The sequence below is a fragment of the Paraburkholderia sp. genome (assembly GCF_034668105.1).
In the GTDB taxonomy this organism is placed as follows: Bacteria; Pseudomonadota; Gammaproteobacteria; order Burkholderiales; family Burkholderiaceae; genus Paraburkholderia.
Genome location: NZ_JAXDPY010000218.1, coordinates 1 through 10,622, shown reverse-complemented (window position 1 = coordinate 10,622; position 10,622 = coordinate 1). Strand labels below are relative to the sequence as shown.

The following is a 10,622-nucleotide window of genomic DNA, read 5'->3' as shown; positions in this document are numbered from 1 at the left end:
GCGATGCGAATGCGCGATTTGCTGCGCTGGCGCGCAGCGGCGATGCGGATAATTAGGCGGCTGCGATCAGGCGGTCGCAGCCGTGTTTGCTCATCAACCGGCCCGCGTCTATCCCGCGAATCCAGTGCCGGCGCGATGTTCCTCGCACGCCGGCATTCCCGGGCAACGCCACGCCAAAAGCAAACTATCGACGATCAGGCGTCGTCCATCATCCGGACTTTGACCTTCTTGCCCTTCACCTTGCCGGCGCTGAGCTTGCGCAGTGCGTCGCGCGCGACGCTGCGCTCCACGGCGACATAGGTCGACATTTCGGTCACGTTGATTTTGCCGATCTGTGAACCGGCGAAACCGGCTTCGCCTGTCAGCGCGCCGAGCACGTCGCCCGGACGGATCTTTTCCTTGCGGCCGCCGAGAATCTGCAGCGTTTCCATCGGCGGCAGCAGCCGCTCATTGCTCGCCGGTTTGAGATCGGCCAGCTTATGCCATTCGACTTCACGCTTCTGCGCCTGTTCGAGACTGCCCACGCGGCCCATTTCGTTCATGCTCGCGAGACTGAGCGCCCAGCCTTCCTGATCCGCGCGACCCGTGCGGCCGATACGGTGCACGTGCACTTCCGGGTCCGGCGTCACGTCGACGTTGATTACCGCTTCGAGCTCCGCGATGTCCAGACCGCGCGAGGCGACATCGGTTGCGACCAGCACCGAGCAACTGCGGTTCGCGAACTGAATCAGCACCTGATCGCGCTCACGTTGATCGAGTTCGCCGTGCAGCGCGAGCGCCTGAAAACCCTGCGCGCGCAGCACGTCGAGCAGATCGCGGCATTGCTGTTTGGTATTGCAGAACGCGAGCGTGCTCACCGGACGATAGTGGTTCAACAGCAGACCGACGGCATGCAGGCGCTGGTCTTCGGTCACTTCGTAGAAGCGCTGACGAATCTTGGTGTTGTCGTGCCGCTCGGCGAGCTTCACTTCCTTCGGGTTACGCAGGAATTGCTGGCTCAGCTTGACGATGCCCTCGGGGTACGTCGCGGAGAACAGCAGCGTCTGGCGCTCTTTCGGGCATTGCTTGACGACGGTGGCGATATCGTCGAAGAAACCCATGTCAAGCATGCGGTCAGCTTCGTCGAGCACCAGCGTGTTGAGCGACTGCAACGGCAGGCTGCCGCGCTCGAGATGGTCCATGATCCGGCCCGGCGTGCCGACCACGATGTGCGCGCCGTGTTCGAGGCTGGCGGTTTGCGGACGCATTGGCGTGCCGCCGCACAGCGTCAGCACCTTGATGTTTTCCTCGGCGCGCGCCAGACGGCGGATTTCCTGCGTGACCTGATCAGCGAGTTCGCGCGTGGGGCACAGCACCATCGCCTGCACGGCGAAGTTGCGCACGTCGAGACGGTTGAGCAGCGCCAGCGAAAACGCCGCGGTCTTGCCGCTGCCGGTTTTCGCCTGGGCGATCAGATCGTTGCCGGCCAGCGCGATCGGCAGGCTCGCGGCCTGAATCGGCGTCATCTCGACATAGCCGAGCTGCGTCAGATTGGCGAGCGTCGCGGGCGGCAGCGGTAACTGGCTAAACGGCGCGCCGGCTTGAATGGGACTGTTCATAGGAGGGGGCTCGGTATCGACTGAAGAGGCTGAAGGCTAAGGACTATTCGGCCATGGGGCCGGTGGCGGGACGGCCTTCGATCTGCTCGTACAGCACCGAGCCATCTTCACCGTCGAAACGTTCGACGTAATTGCGCGCACCGCACATCGGGCAACGGAACAGCAGCCCCTGCCCTTCATTCTTGATGACGACATCCGACAATTCCCACTGCTCGCCGCAGGGCTGGTTTCTACAGGTAAACACGTTGATTCTCCAACTGGATTCGATGGTTTATTGGGCGGGCCGGATCAAGGGCCCAGCCGTGAATATTGTCATTGCCGCGGCGGGCGCCGCCGTCAGTACGGGCGAAGCGTTCAGCCCAGATGCGTATGCCGCGCGCGCGTTGCGCTCACGTCCATTTCGGTCAGGCCCTGAACGATGCCGCAGTCTTCAACGGCCTGGTCGCCATGGCATTGCTCGCGCAGCGTGGTCAGTTGCACTTTCAGTTGCTTCAATTCTTCGATGCGTGCGTCGACGTGCGCAATGTGCTCGTCAAGCAAGGCATTGATGCCGCCGCAGCCTTGCGCCGGTGCGTCGGTGAGACGCAGTAACCCGCGGATCTCGTCGTGGGTCATATCCAGCGCACGGCAATTGCGGATGAAGCGCAGGCGTTCGACGTGCCTCGCCGTATAGCTGCGGTAATTGGCCTCGGTGCGCTCCGCTTCGGGCAACAGGCCCTCTTTTTCGTAGAAACGGATGGTTTCGGTCGTGCAATGGGCGATTTTCGCCAGTTCGCCGATTTTCATGGACCCTCCGGATTGCGGCCTTGACCTTGTAGTGGCTTCAAGGTGTTTACTAGACCACAAATCGAACCAGGAAGCCACCCATGCCTCATGCGAAGCACGCCGAAGCGGACCGCCCGGAACAGGCCAAAGCCTGTGCCCACGGGCACGAAGGGCATGCCCACGAGCATGCGGGCGATGCCACGGAGGGTCACGGCCAGAGCACATGCGGCGGCCACGGCCACGCGGCGCATGCTCAGGAACCGGATCACGAACACGCTCACGAGCAGGGTGAAAGCTGCAACTACGGCCATCACGTGCACGCCCATGAATCGGCAAGCGCCCATTCGCACGCAAGCGGCGACAGTTGCGGCCACAGCCACGCCGACATGGACTGCTGCGCGACGACGCCTGTCATGCCCAGCCCGATCAAGCTCCCGCAATCCGTAGCGGTCGGCAGCGACGTGCGCACCGCGATCCGCATCATGCAGATGGATTGCCCGACTGAAGAAGCGCTGATCCGCAAAAAATTCAGCCGCATGCCCTACGTGCGCAGCATGGACTTCAATCTGATGCAGCGCGTATTGACCGTCGTGCACGCACCGGACGCCCTCGACTCGATCCTCGCCGCGATCCGTTCGCTCGACTTCACGCCTGAGCTGGCGGACGCCGTCAGCGGCGCGACGTCCACGCGCGCACCCAGTGCGCCGCCTAAGCCCTGGTGGCCGCTGGCGCTCGCGGGCATCGCCGCGGCGGCCTCAGAGGCCGCCAGCTGGCTTGGCGCGCCCGTCTGGCTGGCGGCGGGTCTGGCGATCCTCGCGATCGCCTCCTGCGGCCTCACGACGTACAAGAAGGGCTGGCTCGCGCTTCGCAACGGCAACCTGAACATCAACGCGCTGATGAGCATCGCGGTGACCGGCGCGCTGATCCTGCAGCAGTGGCCCGAAGCCGCGATGGTGATGGTGCTCTTCACAATTGCCGAACTGATCGAAGCGAAGTCGCTCGACCGCGCCCGCAATGCCATTCAGGGGCTGATGCAGCTCACGCCCGAACAGGCCAGCGTGCAGCAAGCCGACGGCAGCTGGCAGCCCGTGGATCTCGAGGCGATCGCGCTCGGCGCGGTGGTCCGCGTGAAGCCAGGCGAGCGGATCGCGCTCGATGGAGAAATCGTCGCGGGCCGCTCGAGCATCGATCAGGCGCCGATCACCGGCGAAAGCCTGCCAGTCGACAAGACCGTGGGCGACGCGGTGTTCGCCGGCACGATCAACCAGGCCGGTTCGTTCGACTATCGCGTCACGGCCGCAGCCAGCAACACGACGCTCGCGCGCATCATTCACGCGGTCGAGGAAGCGCAAGGCACCAAAGCGCCGACGCAGCGTTTCGTCGATCAATTCGCGCGCGTCTACACGCCAATCGTGTTCGCTGCCGCGCTCGCCGTCGCGGTGTTGCCGCCGTTGCTGTTCGGCGGACAGTGGCACGAATGGGTCTACAAGGCGCTGGTGATCTCGACGCCGGTGACAATCGTCAGCGGCCTTGCGGCCGCCGCCCGCAAGGGCATCCTGATCAAAGGCGGCGCTTACCTCGAACAGGGCCGCAAGCTCAGCTGGCTCGCGCTGGACAAAACCGGCACGATTACCCACGGCAAGCCGGTGCAAACCGAGTTCGAGATGCTGGTCGAGGCTGATGTCGATGTCGATGCCGTTCGTTGTCGGACGCTTGCGGCGAGTCTTGCGGGTCGCTCGGATCATCCGGTGTCGATTGCGATTGCGGCTGCGGCGAAAAGCGAAGGTGTCGTCAGTGCCACCGTCGATGCGTTCGAGGCCCTGGCAGGCCGCGGCGTGCGCGGCGAAATCGACGGCTTGCCGTATTGGCTCGGCAATCATCGTCTGGTCGAGGAGCTCGGGCGTTGCTCGGCGTCGCTCGAAGCGCGGCTGGATGCGCTCGAGCGGCAGGGTAAAACCGTTGTGATGCTGGTGGATGCCGAACGCGTGCTTGCGCTGTTCGCCGTCGCCGATACGGTAAAGGACACGAGCCGCGCCGCCATCGCCGAATTGCAGCGTCTCGGCGTGCGCGCCGCCATGCTCACCGGCGACAACCCACACACAGCCGCCGCCATCGCGCAGCAAGTCGGCATCGACGAAGCACGCGGCAATCAGTTGCCCGAAGACAAGCTAAACGCGGTGGCGCAGTGGTCGCAGGAAGGCGCGACGGTCGGTATGGTGGGCGACGGCATCAACGACGCCCCCGCGCTGGCGCGATCGGACATCGGCTTCGCGATGGGCGCGATGGGCACCGACACCGCGATCGAAACCGCCGACGTCGCTCTGATGGACGACGATCTGCGCAAGATTCCGCTGTTCATCCGCTTATCGAAGGCGACCCATTCAGTGCTGGTGCAGAACATCACGTTGGCGCTGGGCATCAAGAGCGTCTTCCTCGTGCTTACCGTGATGGGCCTCGGCACGATGTGGATGGCCGTGTTCGCCGATGTGGGTGCAAGCCTGCTGGTGGTGGGCAATGGCTTGCGGCTGCTGCGCAAATAATGCGTTGGGTGATCCTAGTGAGCGAACGACCGATTCCCGGTCGCCTCACGAGCGCCGACTGCGGCCTTTAAAGTATCCGAAGGCTTCATGCCGAACAGCTTCCGGTAATCGGTCGCAAACTGGCTCAGATGCCAGAAGCCCCACGCGGCCGCGACGTCCTGAACCGAGCGCGTTTCAGGCGACGCGTTGCACAGATCGCGCCGCGCGCCGTTCAGCCGGATTGCGCGCAGATACGTGGCGGGCGCCATCCCGAGCACGTCCTGAAAGCAGTATTGCAACGTGCGACGGCTCACATGCAAGCGCTCGCACAACTCCGGCACGTTGATCGCGCGGTCGCGGTGAGCCAGCACATATTCACGCGCATCCGACACGATCGACTGACGCCGCGAACGCGTGGTCATTTCAAGCGGCCCGTCGGCCGGCAACGCGCCCACATCGAATAGCGAGGCCAACACCGACGCCTGCAAATTGTTGCGTGCGAACGAGGACAACGGTGCGCCGCGCGCCGCTCCGTCGTCGAGCAACTGGCGCAGCGACGCGCACAAACGCGCCTTGCGAGCCATGCCGATCGACACGACTTGCGTGTTCGGCAGATGGTCCGCGAGACCGACACGCTCCACTTCCGCCGCGTACCGCCGCAGTACTTCACCTTTCACCACCACGCCGAAAATCTCGTAGCCCGCCGAGGTCAGCAATTCGAATTCGATGCCGCCCGGACGGAATGCGAGCGCATCGGCCGCGATCACCTGTGCGTCGATACGGCCGGAACCTTCGGGGCAAGTTGGAATGCCGAACCAGTAGGCGTCCTCCTGCACTTCGCAGGTTTGCCGCAGCGTATGGCTGGTCGTTTCGACGAACACCTGCATATGATCGAGACACAACTCCGTCAAACCGCCGACGAAGCGGCCTGCGGTCAGTTGATCGTAGGTCTGATTCCATCCGTGGAGGTTGCGCGCCTGCTCGTCGGCGTCGTAGGCGACGCGGGTCTGCACGCAAAAGCTCGGCTGTTGCGGATGCACGTGCGTGCGGGCTGTCAGGCTGTCGTTGCGGGATTCAATCGCCATACCGATCCACGAATGAAGTATTGAAGGGCAAACGAAGGCAATTCCCATGCCGATGCGGTCCGCCACTTGCCTTGTTGGCCCCGACTGCAATGCCAGATGCTGACGTTCTGTTCAATTCCTGAGCAGCACCACACACACTGATCAGAAACGACACGTTCATTTCTCGATCAATGCAACAGGGCTTTGCGCCCCGCTTTGCAAGTGTGCTTGCTGCACGTGCACCGCTCACCAGCGCGGTGCATTGGCACAGTTCTGGCTCTAGCCTTTCGCGGCCAAGCGAAATATCGAGCCGAATATAGCCCATTCAAACATGTGAGGAGCACACAGATGAATCACGCAGAAATGCAGTTTCTGACCACCGAATTCCCGTACAAAAAGCAGTATGGAAATTTTATCGGCGGCGAATGGGTGAAGCCCGTGGGCGGTGAGTATTTCGACAACGTGTCGCCGATCACCGGTGAACCGTTCACGTCGATCCCGCGTTCACGCGAAGCCGATATCGAACTCGCGCTCGACGCCGCGCATCGTGCGAAAGCAGCGTGGGGCAAGACCTCGACCACCGATCGCGCGAATATCCTGAACCGTATCGCCGACCGGATGGAAGCGAATCTGCAACGCATCGCCGTGGCCGAAACAATCGACAACGGCAAGCCGCTGCGCGAAACAATGGCTGCGGATATCCCGCTGGCCATCGATCATTTCCGTTATTTCGCCGGCGCCGTGCGTGCGCAGGAAGGCTCGATCTCCGAGATCGACCACGACACCGTTGCCTATCACTTTCACGAACCACTCGGCGTGGTCGGCCAGATCATTCCGTGGAATTTCCCGATCCTGATGGCCGTGTGGAAGCTCGCGCCTGCGTTGGCGGCCGGCAATTGCGTCGTGCTGAAGCCGGCTGAGCAAACGCCTGCGTCGATTCTCGTGCTGCTCGAACTGATCCACGATTTGCTGCCGGCGGGCGTGCTGAACGTGGTGAACGGTTTCGGCCTTGAAGCCGGCAAGCCGCTTGCATCGAGCAAGCGCATCGCGAAGATCGCTTTCACGGGCGAGACGACCACGGGCCGCCTGATCATGCAGTACGCGAGCCAGAACATCATTCCCGTGACGCTCGAACTCGGCGGCAAGAGCCCGAACATTTTCTTCGCCGACGTGATGAACGAAGACGACAGCTATTTCGACAAGGCGCTCGAAGGCTTCACTATGTTCGCGCTGAATCAGGGCGAAGTCTGCACGTGTCCGTCGCGTGTGCTGATCGACGAGAAGATTTACGACCGCTTCATGGAGCGCGCGTTGAAGCGTGTGGCTGCGATCACGCAAGGCCATCCGCTCGATACGAAAACGATGATCGGTGCGCAGGCCTCGCAGGAACAGCTCGAAAAAATTCTCTCGTATGTCGACCTCGGCAAACAGGAAGGCGCTGAGTGTCTGATCGGCGGTGAGCGCAACCTGCTCGAAGGCGAACTGAACAAGGGCTACTACGTGAAGCCGACCGTGTTCCGCGGCCACAACAAGATGCGCATCTTCCAGGAAGAAATCTTCGGACCGGTTGTTTCCGTGACCACCTTCAAGAACGAGGATGAAGCACTCGAAATCGCCAACGATACGCTGTACGGTCTCGGCGCCGGCGTCTGGACCCGCGACGGTACGCGCGCCTATCGCTTCGGCCGGCAAATCCAGGCGGGCCGCGTGTGGACCAACTGCTATCACGCGTATCCGGCCCATGCTGCGTTTGGCGGCTACAAGCAATCGGGCATTGGCCGCGAAAATCACAAGATGATGCTCGACCACTATCAGCAGACCAAGAACCTGCTCGTGAGTTACAGCGATAAGCCGCTCGGCTTCTTCTGAGCGTAACGAGCCTGTTCGAGCGGGCGGCATTGCGCGGCTCGCTCTTTTTCAGCGAGGGCATGTGATGGCTGATGAGAAGGAAGTGGCCCGTGTGATCGCCACGCCTGCTGCGGTCGATTTGATCGATAAGCTAAGCGCCGAACACGGGGCCGTGCTGTTTCACCAATCCGGCGGATGCTGTGACGGCAGCGCGCCGATGATGTTTCCTCAGAGCGAGTTCATGGTCGGCTCATCCGATGTGAAACTCGGCACGATTGCCGGCGTGCCGTTTTACATGAGCGAATCGCAGTTTGAATACTGGCAGCACACGCAGTTAATTATCGATGTGGTGCCGGGTAATGGCGGGATGTTTTCACTGGAGCGGCCAAGCGGGTTGCGTTTTCTCACGCGTTCCAGACTCTTCGCGGACGATGAAAATGCGTGGCTCGAGACGCATCCTGTGGAACGGGCGGACGCTTGAGTGGCGCGTCGGCGATTTGAATCGCGGCCGGCTGCTGGCCTTCCCCGCGCGCGCTCCCGCCACTTGCCGCGTCTAATTGGAATCGTCGCCGACCGTGGGCGTTGTCGGTGTACTCGCCAGCAGCGCGTCGCTATCGTCTTTTAAATCAACACCCGTGAGACCCAGGCGCCTCGCCTGCGTCAGCAGATAGTGCAACTTGTGTGCGGCGGATTCGTAGTTAAGACCTTCCGGCCGCACGTTTGAAATGCAATTGCGTTGCGCATCGCTACAGCCCACCTTCGGCGCATAAGTCAGATAGATGCCGAGGCTATCAGGCGAACTCAAACCTGGGCGCTCACCGATCAGCATCACAACCAGTTTGGCATTGAGCAGTTCGCCGATCTCATCACCGAGCGCGACGCGGGCCTGACGCGCGACTACTATGGGGCCGATGTTCCAGTCCGTGAGTTTTGCGCAGACTGCTTGCAGCAGCGGAATCGACTGCTTCGATGCAGCGAATGCAGACAGGCCGTCGGCGATGACGAAAACGACCTCTGGTGAGTCCACCTTCAATTGCTTGAGCGCTGCGCGGCTCTCATCGCTTAACCGCCTGCCGAGATCCGGACGCCGCAAATAATGCTCGCGATCAGGCGCGGCACTATGCACATCCAGCGTGCTGAAACTTTGCGCGCGCAGTTGTTCGTGCAGCACGTCCGTATCGAGCGGGTGATGCACGGCGTCGCGCGCCTGCGCATGCGACAGGTTGAACGCCAGCAACGGTGCAGTCGGCAAACTGTTGCCCGCACGGCCCAACGCGATGCGCGCGTTGGTGAATTGCCGCAGCGCGTTCCATGGATTCTTTTCAAGGAAGTCGGTCATGCGATGCCCATCCAGTCGCGTGCGCCTTCCAGCAGCGGTTGTTGAGTCGATGCACTCAGCAACGCGCCACGCGAGTCGGTGATCTGCATCGACTCCAGCCATTCTTCGAATTCCGGTGCGCGGCGCAGGCCGAGCACATCGCGCACATACAGCGCGTCATGAAATGAGGTGCTTTGGTAGTTAAGCATCACATCGTCCGCACCCGGGATACCCATGATGAAGTTGATGCCCGCCACGCCGAGCAGCGTGAGCAGATTATCCATGTCGTCCTGATCGGCTTCGGCGTGATTCGTGTAGCAGATGTCGCAACCCATCGGCACCCCGAGCAGTTTGCCGCAGAAGTGGTCCTCAAGGCCCGCGCGTGTGATCTGCTTACCGTCGTACAGATACTCCGGTCCGATGAAGCCCACCACCGTGTTCACCAGAAACGGATTGAATTTGCGTGCGACTGCGTAGGCGCGCACTTCACATGTCTGTTGATCGACACCGAAATGCGCGTCGGCCGACAACGCACTGCCCTGGCCGGTTTCGAAATACATCAGGTTATTGCCGACGGTGCCGCGTTTCAGCGACAGCCCAGCCTCATATGCCTCTTGCAACAGCGCCAGCGAAATGCCGAAACCCGCGTTCGCTTTCTCCGTTCCGGCAATCGACTGAAATACCAGATCGACCGGCGCGCCTTTTTCAATCGCGGCGATCGTGTTGGTGACGTGAGTCAGGACGCACGATTGCGTCGGCACCTGATAGCGCTGGCGGAAATCGTCGATCATCAGCAACAGCTTGGTGATCGCGGCGAGATTGTCGCCGGCGGGGTTGATGCCGATCATCGCGTCGCCGCATCCGTACATCAGGCCGTCGAGCATCGAGGCGGCGATGCCCTTGACATCGTCGGTTGGATGATTGGGTTGCAGACGCACCGACATGCGGCCCGGCAAGCCGACCGTATTGCGAAACCGCGTAATCACCGGACGTTTGCGCGCCGCCGTGATCAGATCCTGATTGCGCATCAGCTTCGAGACCGCCGCGACCATCTCGGGCGTGAGGCCGGCGGTGATACGCGTGAGCGCGTCGGCATCGGTCGTGGTGCTCAACAGCCAGTTGCGGAAATCGCCGACCGTGAGATGCGATATCTCAGCGAACGCTTCGGGCGAGTGATCGTCGATCACGAGGCGCGTCACCTCGTCGCTTTCGTACGGGATCAATGCCTCGTTGAGAAAGGTGCGCAGCGGCACCTGCGCCAACGCCATCCTGGCCGCGACGCGCTCCTCTTCGCTCGCCGCGGCGACGCCCGCGAGCTGGTCGCCCGAACGCTGCGGACTCGCTTTGGCCATCAACGTCTTCAGATCGGCGAAGCGATAAGTGCGGCTGCCGATTGTCTCGGTAAAGCTCATCTCTACGACTCCATCGCCGCTGCCTGCGCAGCGGCTCGATCCATCATTCTTCGAGCAAAGTGTCCGACGGCGCCACTTCGCGTTGACGGCGCGTCAAC

The 10,622-nt window shown here is 62.0% G+C and carries 9 protein-coding genes; 3 read left to right on the top strand and 6 right to left on the bottom strand.

The features are described from left to right. Positions 1-194: 194 nt before the first annotated feature. From dbpA to cadR, 3 genes are all read right to left on the bottom strand, one after another. A complete protein-coding gene (gene dbpA, locus QOC89_RS10280) occupies positions 195-1,598 on the bottom strand; it encodes an ATP-dependent RNA helicase DbpA (RefSeq protein ID WP_323044913.1) in 1,404 nt (467 codons plus the stop codon). Between the two features lie 43 nt (positions 1,599-1,641). Continuing rightward, positions 1,642-1,842 carry a hypothetical protein gene (locus QOC89_RS10275; protein WP_323044912.1) on the bottom strand — a complete coding sequence of 67 codons (201 nt, stop codon included), beginning with the start codon at positions 1,840-1,842 and terminating at the stop codon, positions 1,642-1,644. A 110-nt stretch (positions 1,843-1,952) separates the two neighbouring features. Further along, positions 1,953-2,384 (bottom strand): Cd(II)/Pb(II)-responsive transcriptional regulator, encoded by a 432-nt coding sequence (gene cadR, locus QOC89_RS10270; protein ID WP_323044911.1) that lies wholly within the window; start codon positions 2,382-2,384, stop codon positions 1,953-1,955. An 80-nt stretch (positions 2,385-2,464) separates the two neighbouring features. On the opposite strand from cadR, the gene QOC89_RS10265 reads away from it, so the two are divergent. Further along, on the top strand, positions 2,465-4,903 hold the full coding sequence (locus QOC89_RS10265) for a heavy metal translocating P-type ATPase (RefSeq protein ID WP_416340388.1): 2,439 nt from the start codon (positions 2,465-2,467) through the stop codon (positions 4,901-4,903). Positions 4,904-4,917: 14 nt separating this feature from the next. On the opposite strand, the gene QOC89_RS10260 is transcribed toward QOC89_RS10265, so the two are convergent. Then, positions 4,918-5,967, bottom strand: coding sequence for a helix-turn-helix domain-containing protein (locus QOC89_RS10260; protein WP_323044910.1), 1,050 nt, complete (start codon positions 5,965-5,967; stop codon positions 4,918-4,920). Between the two features lie 327 nt (positions 5,968-6,294). Between QOC89_RS10260 and adh the strand changes: the two genes are divergently transcribed. Together adh and QOC89_RS10250 are read left to right on the top strand one after the other, a co-directional pair. Further along, positions 6,295-7,815: an aldehyde dehydrogenase gene (gene adh, locus QOC89_RS10255; RefSeq protein WP_323044909.1), complete on the top strand. Its 1,521-nt coding sequence runs from the start codon at positions 6,295-6,297 to the stop codon at positions 7,813-7,815. 64 nt (positions 7,816-7,879) lie between these two features. After that, a complete protein-coding gene (locus QOC89_RS10250; protein WP_323044908.1) occupies positions 7,880-8,275 on the top strand; it encodes a DUF779 domain-containing protein in 396 nt (131 codons plus the stop codon). Positions 8,276-8,347: 72 nt separating this feature from the next. Here the strand turns inward: QOC89_RS10250 and eutC are convergent, their stop codons facing one another. After that, positions 8,348-9,133, bottom strand: coding sequence for an ethanolamine ammonia-lyase subunit EutC (gene eutC / locus QOC89_RS10245; RefSeq protein ID WP_323044907.1), 786 nt, complete (start codon positions 9,131-9,133; stop codon positions 8,348-8,350). Beyond that, complete coding sequence (locus QOC89_RS10240) at positions 9,130-10,524, bottom strand: ethanolamine ammonia-lyase subunit EutB (RefSeq protein WP_323044906.1); 1,395 nt, start codon at positions 10,522-10,524, stop codon at positions 9,130-9,132. Before QOC89_RS10240 ends, eutC begins: the two co-directional genes overlap by 4 nt. Positions 10,525-10,622 lie beyond the last annotated feature (98 nt).